The sequence below is a fragment of the Trichocoleus sp. DQ-A3 genome, from assembly GCF_039961975.1.
Taxonomy (GTDB): Bacteria; Cyanobacteriota; Cyanobacteriia; order Cyanobacteriales; family FACHB-T130; genus FACHB-T130.
Map to the genome: position 1 here is coordinate 20,708 of NZ_JAMPKC010000021.1, position 18,131 is coordinate 38,838.

At 48.1% G+C, this 18,131-nt stretch carries 12 protein-coding genes and 1 pseudogene; 8 read left to right on the plus strand and 5 right to left on the minus strand.

Going from position 1 to position 18,131, the window contains the following annotated elements; genetic code table 11:
• Positions 1 to 4 precede the first annotated feature (4 nt).
• Complete coding sequence (locus NDI44_RS22420) at positions 5 to 2,935, plus strand: CHAT domain-containing protein (RefSeq protein WP_190416356.1); 2,931 nt, start codon at positions 5 to 7, stop codon at positions 2,933 to 2,935.
• A 128-nt stretch (positions 2,936 to 3,063) separates the two neighbouring features.
• Positions 3,064 to 5,298, plus strand: a complete 2,235-nt coding sequence (locus NDI44_RS22425; protein ID WP_190416357.1) for a caspase family protein — start codon at positions 3,064 to 3,066, stop codon at positions 5,296 to 5,298.
• A gap of 306 nt (positions 5,299 to 5,604) precedes the next feature.
• Here NDI44_RS22425 and NDI44_RS22430 read toward each other — a convergent pair whose 3' ends face one another.
• A complete protein-coding gene (locus tag NDI44_RS22430) occupies positions 5,605 to 8,133 on the minus strand; it encodes a CHAT domain-containing tetratricopeptide repeat protein (RefSeq protein ID WP_190416404.1) in 2,529 nt (842 codons plus the stop codon).
• A 264-nt stretch (positions 8,134 to 8,397) separates the two neighbouring features.
• On the opposite strand from NDI44_RS22430, the gene NDI44_RS22435 reads away from it, so the two are divergent.
• On the plus strand, positions 8,398 to 9,003 hold the full coding sequence (locus tag NDI44_RS22435) for a Uma2 family endonuclease (RefSeq protein WP_190416358.1): 606 nt from the start codon (positions 8,398 to 8,400) through the stop codon (positions 9,001 to 9,003).
• A gap of 11 nt (positions 9,004 to 9,014) precedes the next feature.
• Here the strand turns inward: NDI44_RS22435 and NDI44_RS22440 are convergent, their stop codons facing one another.
• From NDI44_RS22440 to NDI44_RS22450, 3 genes and pseudogenes are all read right to left on the minus strand, one after another.
• Positions 9,015 to 9,893 carry a hypothetical protein gene (locus tag NDI44_RS22440; protein WP_190416359.1) on the minus strand — a complete coding sequence of 293 codons (879 nt, stop codon included), beginning with the start codon at positions 9,891 to 9,893 and terminating at the stop codon, positions 9,015 to 9,017.
• Positions 9,894 to 10,194: 301 nt separating this feature from the next.
• Positions 10,195 to 10,938, minus strand: a pseudogene (locus NDI44_RS22445) (CHAT domain-containing protein); the annotation flags it as partial.
• 15 nt (positions 10,939 to 10,953) lie between these two features.
• A complete protein-coding gene (locus NDI44_RS22450; RefSeq protein WP_190416360.1) occupies positions 10,954 to 11,508 on the minus strand; it encodes a site-specific integrase in 555 nt (184 codons plus the stop codon).
• 56 nt (positions 11,509 to 11,564) lie between these two features.
• On the opposite strand from NDI44_RS22450, the gene NDI44_RS22455 reads away from it, so the two are divergent.
• The 3 genes from NDI44_RS22455 (at position 11,565) to NDI44_RS22465 (ending at position 14,721) form a co-directional block, all read left to right on the plus strand.
• The gene (locus tag NDI44_RS22455) at positions 11,565 to 11,726 is read left to right on the plus strand and encodes a hypothetical protein (RefSeq protein WP_190416361.1); all 162 of its coding nucleotides are present in this window, start codon (positions 11,565 to 11,567) and stop codon (positions 11,724 to 11,726) included.
• A 354-nt stretch (positions 11,727 to 12,080) separates the two neighbouring features.
• Positions 12,081 to 12,284 carry a hypothetical protein gene (locus NDI44_RS22460; RefSeq protein ID WP_190416362.1) on the plus strand — a complete coding sequence of 68 codons (204 nt, stop codon included), beginning with the start codon at positions 12,081 to 12,083 and terminating at the stop codon, positions 12,282 to 12,284.
• A 226-nt stretch (positions 12,285 to 12,510) separates the two neighbouring features.
• Positions 12,511 to 14,721, plus strand: coding sequence for an ATP-binding protein (locus NDI44_RS22465; RefSeq protein ID WP_190416363.1), 2,211 nt, complete (start codon positions 12,511 to 12,513; stop codon positions 14,719 to 14,721).
• Between the two features lie 31 nt (positions 14,722 to 14,752).
• Here the strand turns inward: NDI44_RS22465 and NDI44_RS22470 are convergent, their stop codons facing one another.
• Entirely contained in the window at positions 14,753 to 15,121 is a 369-nt protein-coding gene (locus NDI44_RS22470; RefSeq protein ID WP_190416364.1) for a hypothetical protein, read from the minus strand.
• Between the two features lie 567 nt (positions 15,122 to 15,688).
• Here NDI44_RS22470 and NDI44_RS22475 point away from each other — a divergent pair.
• Complete coding sequence (locus NDI44_RS22475; protein ID WP_190416365.1) at positions 15,689 to 16,246, plus strand: DUF4255 domain-containing protein; 558 nt, start codon at positions 15,689 to 15,691, stop codon at positions 16,244 to 16,246.
• Positions 16,247 to 16,255: 9 nt separating this feature from the next.
• Entirely contained in the window at positions 16,256 to 17,629 is a 1,374-nt protein-coding gene (locus tag NDI44_RS22480) for a DUF4157 domain-containing protein (protein WP_199305087.1), read from the plus strand.
• Positions 17,630 to 18,131 lie beyond the last annotated feature (502 nt).

An 18,131-nucleotide genomic window follows, 5' to 3' on the forward strand; every position in this document is an offset into this window, starting at 1 on the left:
TTTGATGCCCTGTCTAAAGTCTGTTAATTGGATTAGCACAGCTTTGCTGTTATCGCTTACATCTCCTTTTTTGCTTCCAGAAACTCTTGCAATCGCAGGCTCTTTCGACGTCGAAATAATAATTCCTGGTGATAGCGTTGAACAATTACAAAAACGGCTGGAGCGCCTTCATCATACTCTTGAAGCTTATCGAAAGAGCGGCGATTATGAAAGTGAAGCGAATACTCTAAATCAAATGGGTGAAGTTTATACAGACTTGAAGAAATTTCAAACAGCGATAAAGCTACACCAGCAAGCCATAGCAATTTATCAACAGATTGGCGATCGTAAAGGTGAAGTAGAAACTCTTGGCTATATCGGAAATTCCCTCTTTAAATCAGGTCGCTATCAACAGGTAGAAGCATTACTGCGCCGACAGCTAGAGAATTTCAAGCAAGCTGACGAACCTGAGAGCGAACAAGCTCTGCTTGAGATGATGCGTCGTTATCTTAAGAATCGGTGGGGGCTGACAGCAGCCTGTAATGGGGCACAAGATCAAGATATCCAGCAACGCTTCATGTATGGAAAAATTTCATGGCAGGAAATATTAGATATATCGCAGCTAAATCTGTTTATATCTGAGTTAGTTGGTACGCCTCAATTTGATAAATGTTTTGGACATCAAGCAATCTTACATGGCATTGGTTGGGCTTATCGTAATTTAGGCGAATATTCTAAAGCGTTAGATTTTTATCAGCAGAGCTTGGCTTTTTCAAGACAATCGACAGATAAGTTTCGGGAAGCTTTTGTAATGATAGACATTGGTCTACTCTACAATGATTTAGCACAGCATGAGAAAGCTTTAGAAACTATTCAACAATCTCTATATGTGGGAGAAGAGATATGTAAGTGTATGGCTCTTAGTAAGATGGGTTTGGTTTATAAGGAACTGAAACAATACGACAAAGCCCTACGAGTTCTTCAGGAAGCCCTGAAGCTTCCAGATCCCTCAGAAGAACATAATATTCTTAATTACACTGGCTCAGTTTATTTTGAATTAGGCCAGCATTTAAAAGCAATTGAATACTATCAAAAAGCTTTGAAAAAACCTCCTATTGCTGGTGAGTATGGTGAAAAAGGGTTTATTCTCAATAATATTGGTACAGCTTATTCTCGCCTTGGTGAACACGATAAAGCTTTTACAGCATACCAAGAGGCTTTAGCACTATTTAGAGAACTTAATGAGCATCCAGGTCAAAGAGTGACTCTCAACAATATTGGTTTACTATTTGAGAAAAAAAATAGACCAGAACTTGCGATTGTCTTCTACAAACAAGCCGTTAATGTCACTGAAAATATTCGGCTAGGTCTACGAGAAATGACCCGGAAAGAACAAGAGGCTTATACCCAAACCGTTGCAGACACCTATCGCCGTTTAGCTAACCTCTTACTGTCTCAAGGACGACTTCTGGAGGCTCAACAGGTGTTGGAACTGTTGAAAATTCAGGAACTGCGCGACTTTACCCGCAATGCCAGAGCCGGAGGTGATAGCAACGGAATTGCGCTGGCAAACATTGAAACCGATATCTTGAAAAAATACGACAGTCTCATTACCTTTGGGCAGACCGTATATGACTGTGAACAAAAAAAATGTGTTCAACTGAGTCAACTGCGCGATCAGCTTGATGCTTTAACCGACAAATTCAACCAGGAATCCAATGCCTTTCGTAAAACGCTACGCGATCGCCTAGCGACCGACCCTGGTCTGCTTGAACCGGAAGCTCTTCGTGATACAGCCAGCAAAATTGTTAGCGCCGAATCCGGTACTGTCCTGATTTATCCCTTGGTTCTAGAGGACAAAGTTCGCATTCTCCTAGCCACTAGAGCCGGTGAAAAGGGAGTTGTTTTCCGTACTGTTGAAACGAAGGTCAAGCAGCGACAGCTCTGGGACATAGTAATGAAATATCGGGAGCAACTCAAAACGCCTTTGTCTAAAGTTAGTGATGTTAAAGCGACCAGTCAACAACTCTATGATTGGTTGATCAAACCGCTCGAACCCGAACTTAGTAATCCTAATGTTCGTCGTTTGGTATTCTCACTTGACCGCTCCACTCGCTACATTCCGATGGCGGCTCTGTTCGATGCCAAAACACAAAAGCATCTGATTGAACGCTACGCCATCTCTACCATTCTCTCGGCAAAATTTACCGATGTACTTGATCGCTTGCCCGCCAATAAACAAGAAACCCGTGTTCTAGCAATGGGAGTTTCTAAAGCCTTTCCGGGGTTTAGTGCGCTAGAAAACGTTCCCATTGAACTGGCTTCCATCGTAGAGCAACAAGGACGCGATCAGCAGGGGGTTTATCCGGGACTAGAGTTTCTTAACGAAGCATTTAATTTCCGTGCCTTGCGAGACAATCTAGCAGGTAATAAGGTGCTGCATATTGCCACTCATGGCAAGTTTGAATCAGGTCGTCCTGAAGACTCTTTCTTACTGTTGGGCACTGGGGATAGATTCAGCGTTGAGCAGATTCAAAAGCTGCAAAACTATATGGCAGACATCCATTTAGTAGTACTCTCTGCTTGTGAGACTGCCCTAGGTGGTCCCGATCACAACGGTATTGAAATGTCCGGCATCAGCTACTACTTCCTCTCCAATGGTGCAAAGGCAGTTATGGCTTCCCTATGGCTAGTCAATGATGGCAGTACCAGTCTGCTCATGCAACAGTTCTACAAAAACTTAGCGGCTGGAACGATGACTAAGGCGGAAGCTCTACAACAGGCACAGCTCAGCCTACTGCAAGGCAAAGTCACTGCCAAAGATACCCCACAACGCTCAGATGCCTACGTTACCCTTGACCCAGCACTAGGCGCACAGCTTCCGCGCAGCCGTACTCCAGATTTTTCCCACCCATACTACTGGGCACCCTTCATCTTAATTGGCAACAGTTTATGAAACACGGCTTGGCTCATTTTTGATGGCAAGAATGATGCAACTAGCCAATTAATTACAACCAGTTCTTCACACCATCAATATCAGTGTTAATCCAATCACCAAATATACTACCTAAGAGGAGTTTGATTATGTCCTCAATTAAGCGTCGTCACTTTCTCCAATTTGCTGGCTCAACGCTGGCAACACTAGGTTTAAGCCAATTTGATTTTCTCCAACAAGCTAACCAATATGGCAAAGTTCTTGCACAAGGCACTCCCCGCAAACTCGCCCTGCTTGTTGGCATTAACCAATACCCCAACGGTATCCGCTCCCTCAATGGTTGTCTGACCGATATAGAGTTGCAATGGGAACTCTTGGTGCATCGCTTCGGCTTCAGCCCTAAAGATATTCTCGTGGTAGGCGATCGCAAACTAGCCTTTACAGACTACGAACCTCTCAAACCTACTCGCCAGAACATTCTCGACGCCTTTGAAAATCACTTAATCAAAAATGCCAAACCCGGCGATGTCGTCGTCTTTCACTACTCCGGACATGGCTCCCTCGTCCTCGACAACGCCCCCAATCCCCTGTTCAAAGATGACCAAGGGCAAGGTATCAATGGCACTCTAGTTCCCTTCGATCGCATTCCTGGCAACAGCTCCAGCGATAACCAAGTCCGGGATATTATGGGGCGCAGCTTATTCCTGTTGATGCGTGCCCTCAAAACTGAAAATGTCACCGTAGTTCTCGATAGCTGTCACTCCGGCGGTGGCACCCGTGGGAACCTGGAGATTCGCGCCATTTCCTCTCGCCTGAGTGGTGGCACTGCTGCCCCTGCTCCTGAGGAAGTAGAATACCAACGCCGTTGGATAAAGGATTTGAAGCTTAGCGATCGCGAACTCGATGCACTGCGAAACCAAGGCATTGCCAAAGGCGTAGCAATTGGCTCGGCACGTTATAACCAGGAAGCTGCCGATGCCCCCTTCGGCGGCTTCCATGCGGGAGCTTTTACTTATCTGCTGACTCGCTATCTCTGGCAACGTACCCGCGATGAAGCCGTTGGTACCGTCTTTGTCAATTTATCCCGCAGCACCAAGGATGTTGCCAATGCCTCCGGTATCCCGCAAGAACCCATTTACGAAGCCAACCCAGCAAAAAATAGCCAGCAACCGCTGTACTTCTTCGCCCCTGCCACACCCGCTGCTGAAGCCGTAATTCGTGCTGAAAACAACGGACAAATTGAGTTTTGGCTCGGTGGTGTTTCTGCCCGTACCCTTGATGCTACGGGGAAGGGTACCATCTTCACCATCATTGATGAGGCTGGTAAGCCGTTGGGAGAGATTGAGCAACTCAGTCGCACTGGACTTGTCGGCTACGGCAAACTCCGCCAAGGAGAACCCAGTGCGGTTAAACCCGGACGATTCTTGCGGGAGCGAATTCGCGCCGTTCCCAATGACCTAAAATTGCAAATTGCCCTCGATCCATCTTTGGGCACTCGACTAGAGGCAACAAAAGCCGCATTACAAGCTATAAAGCGTATGGAGGTAGTTCCCTTGGGGCAAACAGCACGAGTGGATTACATTCTCGGTCGCCTGACTCCAGCCATTGCCGCAGCGCAGGCAAAGCTACCCGATCTCCCGCCAGCGGGCAGCGTCGGCTTGTTTACTGCCGCACAAGTGCCCGTTACGGCAACGTTTGCTCGTGCCAATGAATCCGCCGCCGCTGCCGTTGAGCGGCTGCGTCCCCGGTTGATTTCCCTGTTGGCAGGACGCATTCTTCAACTTACACTCAGTAGTGAGGCTGCCCGCTTGCAAGTTGCCACGTCTGTTGTGCCAACGGGAGAGGGTACTCCGGCGATCGCCAACGGGGTACAGCAATTTAAGACGGGGACAACGATGCAGGTGAAGGTTCGCAACAACGAACAGCGCGATCTCCACATTGCCGTTCTGGTCATTAGTGCCACGGGGAATCTGGCGGTGCTGTATCCTTACTGGGATGCTCCCGATATCGCCTCGCTGGTATCGCCAGGGCAGGAACTCGCCGTCCCGAAAGCGGACGACCCCTACCAGTTCCGGCTGCGCGGAACTTCTGGCTTTGTTGAGGTGTTGGTGTTGGCGACAACAAAGCCCTTGCGGCAGTCGTTGCAGACGTTGGAGGCAATCGGTCGCGGTAGAGGGCTAAATTCTCGTAGTTTCACACCACTCCAGGATAATGAGCCGTTAGATATTATCGAGTCGTTGGTGGGCGACTTGGATCGCAATAGTCGTGGGGATGGGGATATTAAGTTGGAGGGAGCGCGAGCAATTGGGGTGGCAGGAACGCGAGCAGTAGATACGACGCAGCTTGCCACGATTTCTCATGTGATTGAGGTGGTAACGTCTTGAGCGCAGTAGTGTTAGCACATTGCCAGTTTGCTCGCGTAGTGTGTGCCAACACGCGAGCATAGCAAAGCGCCGCAAGCGATCGCCCTGCTGCATAATATCTAATTGATTAAGGACAATGGCTGCCAAGGTTGAGCCCGTAAACTGCAACAAGTGACAACGCTTGAAGAGGGGCATAATCTCAGGTCTTTGATGTCGATGCAATTTCAGAAATTGAGTTTCTGCACAGGCTCAAGCGATCGCAAAGTACCTATTCCAGAAGCATCAGCACTTATGCAACTTACTGTGACATCACCAGGATAAAAAAAATTACTCTGCTTCTCCAATCAAGGTGAAGGCTGCCCAGAGTCTTGGGTCGGGATGTTTTTGCTTTGCGATCAGCATCGCTTGTCGCAATGCCTGTGCTTTATCTGGGTTCTGCTGCCACTGCTTATAAAACTCTTGCATTAATTCTGTGGTTGCAGCATCATCCACTGCCCACAAGGACACGAGTACGCTGGGAACGCCTGCGCTAATGAAGGAACGGGACAAGCCAATCACGCCATCTCCAGTCAGCCTGCCCTGTCCCGTGTCGCAAGCACTCAGGACAACTAATTCCGCCTTCAGTTTCATTTGTTGGATTTCGGTAGAGGTGAGCAGTCCATCTTCTCCCTCTCCGGGAGCAAGTGCCACTGCCCCAGGAAAATCCAGCACCCCGGTATCCTCAGGAGTACCATAGTCTAGCAGACCGTGGGTTGCCAGGTGAACGATTCGGGCATTGAAGATTCGCTGTTTGATAGCTCGTTCAGTTGCCTGTTTGCCGAGGAGGACGGGCGCGTTAAAGAATTGTGCGATCGCTTGTGCCTCTTTTTCTGCTCCCTTTAGGTAGGAGAGCTGCTCCTTTGTTCCCGTCTTGGAATTCCGGACTTTGGGCATGAGAGGGTTGCCAACAATCAGCATTTGGGAATTGGATATTTGATTTCCAATCCCTGCTCCTCGCTTCGAGTTCCCCAATCGCTGTCGCTGTTTTCGGGTTAAGTCCAGTGCCTGAATTGAAGGTGCAGTGAGGATGGTGTGTTTCTCAATGAGATATTGCCCAGAAGCATCTATTAGGGCAGGGAAGGGAACTAAGAAGAGTGCGCTCTGCGGGATGAAGATGACTCGTGCTTGAGGGTCGGTAGGTAGTAAGTTAGCGATCGGTTCAATCAACAATTGGTGAAGCTGTTGCAGCTTTTGCCGTTGTTGAGCAAGTTGTCGTTGCTGTGCTTGGGGTGATAGTTCGACAACAACGGTGGCTGGTTCACTGCGATTTCTGATACCGATAGATTTTCGGCTATTGGTAACGAGTTCGGCAAGAGAGGTATTTTGTTGCTGCCACAGGGGTTCGAGGTCAGATGAGCGAAACGTCACCTCCCCTGTAGGCTTGATGACCCAAATATAGAGTTCTGATTCGTGAGTTTCTTCTTTATCCTTAATCTTGAAGTCGTCACCGATAATCGAATACTCAACAAGGGTGGCATTTTGCTGTTTGGCGATTTGTTGCAGCAGGTCGATAGTGGGTGGAGTGATAGGAGAGTTGGGAGAGTTAGAGGTTGTAGCATTGCGACTAGCCAATAGCTCCACAAAGGCTCTGGCACGTCCCCGTTCAGCAATTTCTAAAGCGTCATTAGTTTTATTCTGGGCGATGAGAACTTTTTGTAAATGGCGATAGGTGCCAGCTTGTTGTTCAAAAATTGACACTTTGTAGGCATCATTGTCACCTAATCTCTCTCGTAGAGATTCCCTCGCCTCAATCCCAGCGCGAAGGTTTGTTTCGGCTTGGGTAAGATTGCCAGATTTGAAGAAAGTAGCTCCTAAATTATGCAAAGTAGTCCCCTCCCCATCTTTGTCGCCAATTTCCTGGGCGATGGCTAAACTCTGGTGATAGTGCTCAATGGCTTTGGCGTAATCTCCTAGAGAACTGTAAGCAACTCCCAGACCGCCCAGAGCATCCCCCTCTCCTTGGCGGTCTTTGATAGCCTTAGCGATGGCTAAACTCTGCTGGTAGTGCTCAATGGCTTTGGCATAATCTCTTAGGAAATAGTAAGCAGTTCCGAGATTTCCCAGAGATTGCCCCTCATGTAAAGGGTTTTTGATACTCTTCGCGATCGCTAAATGCTGCTGATGGTACTCAATCGCTTTAGCGTAATCTCCTAAGGCAGCGTAAGCATCTCCCAGATTGCCTAAAGAGTTCCCCTCACCTTGACGGTCTTCGATACTCTTAGCGATGGCTAAACTCTGCTGGTGGTACTCAATCGCTTTGGCGTAATCTCCTAAGGCAGCGTAAGCAACTCCCAGATTGCCCAAAGATTTCCCTTCTCTAAAACGGTCTTTGATTTCCTGTGCGATCGCTAAATGCTGTTGGTGGTACTCAATGGCTGTGGCGTAATCTCCTAGGGAATAGTAAACAGCTCCCAGATTGCCTAGAACTCGCCCCTCAGTTAGGCGGTCTTTGATACTCTTAGTGAGCGCTAAACTTTGCTGGTAGTACTCAATGGCTTTGGCATAATCTCCTAGCAAATCGTAAGCAACTCCTAGATTGCCTAGAGTAGTCCCCTCATTTAAGCGGTCTTTAATTTCCCGGTAGATTGTCAATGCCTGTTGGAAAGATTGTAATGCTGTCTCAACTTGACCTGTTTGAGCTTGCTGAATACCTTGTTCATTCAGTTGATCTGCTTCCGCTTTCCGCGCATCTGGTGTTTGAGCCAGCACCTGGGAATTTTGGATTTTAGATTTTAGATTTTGGATTAAGGGAAAATCGCTAATCGTTAGAGTGGTAACGAGAGTGAGGAGGGTGAGAATTTTGTTTGGCGATCGCATCATGCACTTCTCCAGCAACAGGAACTATGAGCAATATATTTGTTGAAGCGAAACACTTATGCAAGAGAGACAGCGTAGCCTCTCACTCAAGCCCCAGCGATTATCGATTTCTCTAGCGATCGCCAAAACCTCTCCTTTAAAATAATCGCAACCTATACTGGAGATACCAAATGTAAGGCAGATTAGAAAGATGGCGATCAAGGTCATTGCATCATCTTCCCTCCCAGCCTTTCACCCTGCAACTTGAATGCCGATTAGCTTACTATGACGCAAGCTCCCCTTCTCACTGGGCCTTCCACCGACCAACGCTTTATCTGTTCCGACATTACCTGGCAACAGTTCAAGCTGATTCAGGCAGGTTTTGCTGACTCTCCAGGCATTCGGCTGGCTTACTATGACAGCACTATTGAAATTCTCATGCCCGGACGCGAACACGAAGTTTTTAGTCGGCTCATCGGCTTTTTGATTGGGTTATTTTGCCTGGAAAACGCCATTGAATTTGAACCCACGGGTTCGATGACCCAAGAGCGAGAAGGAGAAGCCTCTGCCCAAGCCGATGAATCCTACTGTTTTGGAGCATCCAAGCCCATCCCCGATCTTGTCATCGAAGTCGTGTTTACCAGTGGCGGTCCTAACAAGCTCCAACGGTATCAGGCATTAGGAGTGCCTGAAGTATGGTTTTGGCAAGACGGTCTATTTAGTCTCTATCGCCTACGGGTTGACCATTACGATAAAATCACTCAGAGCGAAATTCCAGAACTGGCAACCCTCAGCATTGACCTACTCACCTGCTGCGTGTTGATGGCTCAGACTTCTCGGTTGGAGGCAGCTCAAGAGTTTCGCAAGGCACTCAAATCACCATCTGCTTAAGCCTTTGGTACTCAATGGCTTTGGTGTAATCTCCTAGAGAATACTAAGCAAGCCATGAGTTTTGGGGGGCGGCTTCCTCGGATGCAATCGGCTAAAATTTGTAGTTCGTGCATGACCTGCTCTTGAGAGTATCTATGCATTCCCAAGGCATGCAGGTATTCCACCATGCGGTTCAATTGCTCTAGTGTTGGCGATTCGCATCGGCGACGAGATCCGGGTTGTCGCTGTTGGAGATGGTCTTGGCGGTAAACGGCATGATAGCTTTCTAGTAGTTGGCGCGATCGCTCAATTTCTAAGGGCGTGAGTGCGTAAAGCTCGACGAGTAACCGTTGCAATCGCCCAGTCGTTATGCCATTTAAAATCGACCAATCGCTAGCTAAATAAACCCCACACTCTAGCAAGAATGCATTGAGTCGAGAGATGACCAAACGTTTTGTCCAAGTACTAAGCTGGCTTTGGTGTGGAGCAAAGGTTTGTAAGATATGAGTAGCGAGTGACTGATAGCTGGAAGATTGACTTTGGGAATTTCGCTTAGGCTCGAGAATATCGACATCATCCAGAACCAAGGGCAACAGCTCAAAGTGCGTAAAACCGCCTTTTTCGCCAAATCGTTCCTCCAAATCTGCACATACCCAATCAATTTGATGAGAAATAAAGCAACGCAAACAGCACTCTGCGATTTGCCCAAGGGTAGCATTCTCAGAGATTGCTTCTGTTGGCATTAGTTGCAGGAGACGATGCTGAACTTGAGCATCCGGCACTTCTGCCATACCAACGAGGGAGGGGAACTGTTGTTGGAAGAACGCTTTGGCAGCAGGAATTTCTTCTACTTTGCGTCCTCGAGCCGAGTCAATTCTCACTAGACACCAGTATTTCCATGCAGCACCCATACTTGTCTCACCTATTTTGGATGAACTGGATTGCCAATGTTGCCTGCAATGGTTTTACCCCCTTTTAGTTCGCCTTTAACAACAGGTGAATTTCCCTGTCATCTACACCTATTTATGGCGGGAGCGAACTTATGCAATCAGCTGGCTGGAAAATAGGGGTTAGAGTTAGGGGTCAGGGGAGAGAGGTTTATCATGCTTTCGTTGTGCGCGAACAGCTTATGGAGAGCTGGCTTGAAAATAGATTTTTTTGAGCTTTGGTGTTTGGGTGTGGGGTGTAGGGGTTTTTCCTACCTTATCTCCCTCACTCCGCTTCACCAATTAGAGTAAAAGCAGCCCATTCTCGCGGATTGGGATGAGTTTGCATGGTAATCAGCATCGCCTGCCGTAATGCCTTGACTTTGTCTGGATTCTGCTGCCACTGACGGTAAAACTCGCTCATCAATTCAGCAGTAGGCGCATCGGGAACTGATCATAGGGAAACGATTACGCTGGGAACTCCAGCCATGATGAGCGATCGCGACAATCCAATCACTCCGTCTCTAGTAATTCTGCCCCGTCCCGTGTCGCAAGCACTCAACACCACTAGTTCTGCCTTCAACTTCATTTTGAGAATCTCAGCCGAAGTCAGTAGTCCATTATCTTTAGCTAAGGGAGGTAAAGCGATCGCTCCTGGAAAATCTCGCACCCCTGAAGCTTGCGGAGTGCCATACTCCAATAGTCCATGTGTTGCTAGATGGATAATCCGAGCTTGTGGCATTCGTTCGACAACGGCTGGCTCGCTTGCTCCCACAGTAGCGGCTTTGATGGCAAACCCCTTGGCAACTGTTGCTGCTTCCTCCTCTGCACCAGGCAGACTGGACAACTGCTCTTCTATGCCTTTGGCAGGATTCCACACCTTGGGCATGATGGGATTGCCGACAACCAGGACATCATCTCCTCGAATGGGCGAACTGCCATTTGCGGCTACCAATTGTCGTCGTTGTCGCGTCAGGTCTAATACCTGAATTGAGGGTGCAGTAAGAATGATGTGTTTTTCGATCCGATACTTGTCCTGAGCATCCTACCAACCAATCATCGATACAGCCTTGCGCTTCTGTTCTGGCGATACTTCTAGATACCGCTGTAAAGTACCTAAATCGTTGTGTCCGGATATCTCTTGAATGTGCCTGAGCGGTATCCCAGCATTGTGCATTTGGGTTAGGGCAGTTCGCCGGAAGCTATGGGTACTGACTCCTTCTACTCCAATGCGCTTGCAGGCATCCTTCAAGAGCTTATCAGCCATGAATCGAGTTAGGTGTTCCTTGCCCCTGACTCCAGAAGGGAACAGCACCCCTGGATTGAGAAGTGGATACTCTGCTAGAAATTGAGCCAGTGCAGGTTGAATGTCTACAACGCGGGTTTTTAACTTACCCTTCGTGGTAGACTTCCGGAAAGTCAATGTTCCACTTTTAATGTCCGTGGTCTGGAGCGCCAAAGCTTCCGATACCCGACAGCCAGTAAACAAACAGATGGCAAACAAAGCGCGATCGCGTGGCGACTTAAATCCATCACTAAACAACCGCCTCAATTCATCTGAGGTAAGGATTTTCCCTTGCCCGTTGCCGCTGACCTTCATAGTGGTATCTTGTCGTTAATCCCTAGATTACACGAAATTCCGGTTTCGTGGAATAGATGCCCAAAAGTATAGCGCTAGCGTTGGTTGAAAGATTTTGGATTGCCGGATTCAACCGAGCTTATCAATCCCGCTCCATCCGCCTCACGAGAGAATCAGCGTTTCGGGCGCAATCGATGATTTTTGCTTATGCCTGCGCGGTTATCACCGTTATCAAGTAAAATCCGTGACGCTGAATTTGTAAGTAATAGTTTGTTCCCTCTGGTGTCCACAGTTCTTCCGATTCAGCAAGGAGTTAGAAATCTTGACAGCGATCGCCCTTAAGAATTCGGCGCTCCGAATTCTAGCTTCACCCGTCCGGAGGGTCGGCAGTTGAGATAGCGATCGCTGTCTAGTTGCGTAGGATGCACGGCACACACTATAAAAAAATTGCGAAAATTGAGCTGGTAGCGATCGCGGTCTATCTTTTCAAGACTGATCCGGCTGCTCTCGAAGGGTGTGATCGCGCTCCTTTCTTCTTCAGCGCTGCAAGGTAGAAGCGAAGCTTACAAGATGCGATCTGCGCGCAGAGCGCGATGACTTATGCCTTTGAAGCAATAGACCTCATGGAAAAGTCGCAGGTGGGATGGTTACAAGTCGGGAAAAGAGTTTATGACGATGTAGAGACGGAGCGGACACCAGTGCGATCGCCAGTTGAGAAATGTATGTATGACGACTTGAAGGAAAATCCTCCCTCTACTCCAAGCGAAGGTTCTGGTTTGATCGAGCAGGACTCCTGAACCTCTGCCAAGAATGCGATCGCTAGTCGGGAAAGTGAAGAGAGAAGACCCACCTTCAGGTTAAACAACTGTTGTTGGATAGGGAAGAGCTTGGGGACAAGCAAGATTTCTCGGAACTGGTACAGGATTTGCTGGTTTTTTGGGTAGAAATCCAGCAGGGCGAAAATCCAGATACTCTAATATCTAGATTTTCGGATAGCTAAAAATCTGAAAAGGCAGATAAACAATGACTAACTCAGAAGAAGTGATCGCTGACGTGACAGAGCTGAGTGCTACGAATCTCGTCCTTGATGAGCTACGGTCATTATTGCAACGATTAGATCGACTCTTAGAAGGAGCCGTCGTTGCTGCCCAAACGGCTTATGGGTCAGAAGCTGCAACTGACCCCTATCGTGGACTTCACATCAGTCAGCAAGACGTAGAACAGTTACTAGCTCGCGAACCGGGTGTCCCCTTATTCCAAAGGGATGGAGATAAAGGGGATGGGGACAATGACACTCAACGCTCAGCGGATAACTCCTTTTCTTATCCACCTAGCAGAGGAGTACGCTTAGCTTGGTTTCAGCAGACTTTCGGTTTGTCTGATTTCGATTTAGATGTGGTGGCGATCGCACTCGCCCCGGAAATAGACCGCCGCTATGAGCGACTTTACGCTTACCTTCAAGACGATGTTACCTGCAAGCAACCCACTGTGGATTTAGCTCTGAATCTGCTTTGTCCTTCGGCGGCAGCCAAACTTATGCGGCGCGATCGCTTTGCTCCTGATGCCCCACTGCTGCGCCACGGGTTGCTGCACTTAGTCGGCGAGCGCGATCGAGTGAAGTCAACGTTATTGGCTCAGTATCTGCAATTGGATGAGCAGGTTATCCGCCTGCTCTTGGGACAGAAAGGATTGGACACACGACTGGTATCCTTTTGTCAACTGGTGCAGCCGACTGTTTCCCTGAAGGAGTTGCACATCAATCCAGAAATCAAGCAGGCACTGTCGGTGCTGGTTGTGCAAGATTGGCAACGTTGTCAACCGTTGCGGCTGTATTTTCAGGGGAGCGATCGCATAAGCAAACGTCGCACGGCTGAAGCGTTGGCAGCAGAAGTTAAAGTTCCTTTACTGGCGGTAGACTTAGCTCGGATAGTGGAGGCTAAAGTCGATTTCGAGTCAACGCTGAAACGACTGTTCCGCGAAGCTTGGTTTCAGAATGCCTTACTTTATCTGGATGGGCTGGATGTTGTGCAAAGTAACGACCAAGCTATTTCCTACCAGTGTCTGTTAGCCGCAGTAGCAGAAAACAGAGGAATAACTATTTTATCAGGGGTGCAACCGTGGGCGGGGGCAAGGGGAATCATCACTGTACCCTTTACCCTTCCTGATTTTGCCCAGCGTCGTCGTTGCTGGGAAGCCCATCTCACAGCAGTGGGTATCCGCCTCAATGAAGTGGAATTGGATGCTTTGGTAGACCGCTTCCGCCTGACACCTGACCAGATTGCCGATGCCGTTACGATTGCTTGCAACACAGCCCGATGGCAAGCGGCGGCGCGGGGGGGAGAGGGGGAGATCACTGAATTTGAGAGCCAAACTCTAAAATCGGTTGATTTGTACGCAGCTGCCCGTACTCAATCGGGTCATGACTTGGCAACACTGGCACGTAAGATAGAGCCGAAGTACAGTATGGATGATATTGTATTGCCTGCCGATCAACAGAGGCAGTTGCAAGAAATCTGCAATCAAGCCAAGTATCGGCATATTGTTTATGGGCAGTGGGGCTTTGAGGGCAAGCTGTCGGTAGGGAAAGGGCTGAATGTGTTGTTTTCCGGGCCACCTGGGACGGGAAAAACGATGGCAGCGGAGATAATGGCTCACGAGTTGCAACTTGACTTGTATAAAATTGATTTGTCGCAAGTCGTCAGCAAGTATATTGGCGAGACCGAGAAGAACCTCAACCGGATTTTTACGGCGGCGGAAAGTGCCAATGCTATTCTGTTTTTTGATGAAGCGGATGCTTTATTTGGCAAGCGTTCTGAGGTCAAGGATTCTCATGACCGCTACGCTAACTTAGAAATTGCCTATTTGCTTCAGAAAATGGAAGAGTATGAAGGTATTTCGATTCTGACGAGTAATTTACGCCAGAATCTGGATGATGCTTTTACTAGGCGGATTCGGTTTATCGTTGAGTTTCCGTTTCCGGAGGAGGAGTCCCGTTTGCAAATCTGGCAGGGGATTTGGCCGAAACAGACGCCTCTGGGTGCGGATGTGGATTTGCTGCTATTGGCGCGGCAGTTTAAGTTGGCTGGGGGAAATATTCGCAATATCGCCCTAGCGGCTGCTTTTTTAGCGGCAGAAAATGGGCAGAGTGTGGGGATGAAGCAGTTGCTACAGGCGTCGAAGCGCGAGTTTCAGAAGATGGGGCGGTTGGTGAGTGATAAGGAGTTTGTAATTTGAAATAATTGCTTTTGAGCGGAAGTTAGGCGGGTTATACGGTGAACAGTTTGTTGGTAGCTGTCACCTTTAGTTGGTTGCCGTAGGTGCCCTGTGCATTATCGCCGTTAACTAGGACTTTGGACTGAGCGCCCTGTAGTTTTGTTAATTTGGCTTCTAGGGTGACGGTTTCCGTACCCGAAACGTCCTTTTGCGAGGGGGGTGTTCCCGGTATGGTTTGGGTTCCAGTAAAGGTGAAAGTACACTGAGCTTTGTAAATTACCTTTTTCTCGCCTACTTTCAGCTTTTCATAGGGGTAAACAGTAACTTTTCCGGCTGTCCATGAACCTTTATCGGCGGGGGGAAATGGCGTTGTCCCTGGTGTTGCCTGCACATCGCCCTCAACTGCCACGCTTTTACCCATTTGGGTGAACCCTCTTTTCAATTTTTTAATAGAGATTTAGCCATTGTATTGGGTTAGGCCATAGGGAAAGCTAACGAATCGTTGTTAGTGTTGGGTTTCGTTACCCCTAAAACCGTTTAGGTAGATTTGAGGAGATTTTAGCGTAAATTTGACAATTTCGTGTTTTTCTAGTATATAAAAAAGATTGCTCCTAGCTTAGGGTTATCAGGGGAGCAAAGCGACGAATCCTCTATTGGGTCAAGGAGTGCTGTCGCGTAATTTTTTTCGGGCTGGATTTTAGAAAGTATAGAACTTACGGGTTTGAAGTCTGAAACCTCTATCCCCCCAGCCCCCTTTTCAAGGGGGAGAATTTTCTCAAAGTCCCCCTTTTAAAGCCGGATCTTTAGTGAGGAGATTTAGGGGGATCTAAATTTGATGGGGAAACATGAAAGTCCTCTTTTTAAGGGGTTGGGGGAATCTCTGGTGCGTTAGTCCTAACGTAAATCGTTAATCCCAAAGTCTAATGATTCCAACTGGCTCACTACTTTGAGTGCAGGCGAAAGAACACCATTTAGGGAGCGGATTTCGATGATCCAAGATATGGATGAATCGCTCAAAGAGTTGCTGATTCAAAAGGTACCGATTGATAGCATGGTGATTGATATCCAATTTGACAGACCGAACCAAGAGTGGGAAAGTAAGCTGCCAAAGCCGACGATTAATTGTTTTCTCTACGACATCCGGGAGAATCTGGAGTTGCGAGATAACGAACGGTATCTGTCGCGCAATGGGGCAACGGGGATGGAAACTCCAGCGTCGATTCGCATGGATTTAACCTACCTGATTACGGTATGGGCGAAGGCGGTGGCGGATGAGCATCGGCTGTTGGGTAATGTTATGAAAACGTTGGTGAGTTATCCGACTCTGCCGGAGGAAGTCCTAAAGGGGGAGATGACAAATCAGTCACTGCCGTTACGGGCGGTGGTGGCATACCCTAATAATACGCCGAATAGTTGGGATTTCTGGGGGGCGAATGAATGGCGATTGAAGGCGGGGATTAGTTATCGAGTGACGGTGGCGGTTGAACCTGCGCCGGTTGAAGTGGGTTTGGTGACGGAAAAAATTATTCAGTTGCAGCAAAAATAAGGGGGAAATATGCGGGAGTCGAAGCAGGAAGGGGCGGCAAAGAGTAATTCTCGTCAGTTGCAAGAGACTGGGGAGATGCATCTGGAGAGGGTTGAGACTGGGGGAATGTTTTCGTCGCAGCATGACCCTTTGGTGGGGGTTTCTGGGATGGGTGGTGTTCCGTCTGTTAGTAGTCATGCGGCTATGCTGAATCGTTCTCCTGTTGCTGGGAAATCTTCTAATCAGCAGTTGGTGTTTCAGTTGCAACGGCAGTATGGGAATCGTTATGTGAATCAGGTGGTGCAAATGGCGCGGCGGGCGGAAACGAAGGCAGTTGGTGAGAGCATCGGTGTATCTGAGGCGCATCAGGAGAACAGAACTGGATTGCCGGATAACCTGAAAGCCGGGATTGAAAGTCTTTCCAGCATATCTATGGATGATGTGAAAGTCCACTACAATTCTGACAAACCCGGCCAGTTACAGGCGTTAGCTTACACCCAAGGTCCGCAGATTCATGTCGCACCTGGTCAAGAGGAACATTTACCCCATGAAGCATGGCACGTTGTCCAGCAGATGCAGGGAAGGGTGAAGCCGACGATGCAGATGAAGAGGGTACAGGTTAATGATGCTCAGGGGTTGGAGGAAGAGGCAGACGTGATGGGTGCGAAAGCATTTACCATCGGCCAGCAAAGGTATTTACGACCACAGCAGTTACCGCAAAACTTCGCCGCCGAAACCTCATCTGCCTATGATGTTGTCCAGATGCAGGATGATGATGAACCACCGGCGTTGAGTGATGAGGAATTGTCTATATTGTTAGACGATGATGAACCACCGGTAATGTCAGAGGAGACATGGGGGGAATGGTTCTGGAGACATAAATGGAAATTTCTGGCAGCCGGAATTACCATATTAACGGCATACGCCTTGTACAAAAAGTATGGTGGGATGCAGACAATCGAACCGGCACCGTCAAGCCCACCACCAGGGCCATCAGTAAACGAATTATCTGCACCGACACCGTCAAGCCCACCACCAGGGCCATCAGTAAACGAATTATCTGCACCGACATCGTCAAGCCCACCACCAGGACCATCACCAGTGAACGCACCATCGGAAACGCACGCATGGCCTGTTGGTAAAATCTATACACCATTGGACAAAGCTAAGGGGCTATTTTCAATCCTACCTGGAGGAGGATTAGCGGTGGAGACACTGGAACAGATCGTTGCCGGGAAACCCGACGGTGCTGCGCTACTAGCAGAGACAGTCAAGTTGCATCCTTATGCGTGGCCAGCCAGAGTGTACGACGGTGTTGCCATAGCATTAAGTTATTACAGCGATGGAAAAATAGAGATAGGGCAAACGAAAAACCTGATAGAAAACATTTTTCGTACTTCCTAGAGTCCGTAAGCATATTAGTGGGATGGTGAAATGAGAGATGCGATACTCCAACGAAAAAGTCGCTTTGGGAGCGGATTCTAGCCAACCAGTAACGAAACGCGGTCGCTTGCTGAGGGAAATCAGAACAGAGGTGTGATCGCTCCCCAGAAACAACGTTTTGTTGCAATTGATGAGAATGATCGCTTGTCGTAGGGTTCGGGTGGAGTGCAATCACCCGTCAGAATTAATTATTTTTCAGTTGGCGACCGCTCGTTTTCCAGGAATGGAAGAAATTTGCCATTGGGTTGCGATGCCCCCCAGAAACAACATTTTGTTGCAATTTATTAAGGTCAACTCTTATTAATAAAATTTACATATTCTTGCAATATCAAAAGTATCACTACCTCTAGAAATGACATTTTGTTAATTTTTCCCTAGAAAAATTAAGTCAAACAATTTTATTTTTTCTGCATCTCTCCTAGTAAATAGCTATTATTAAGTTTTTGTAAAATTACACCCAATT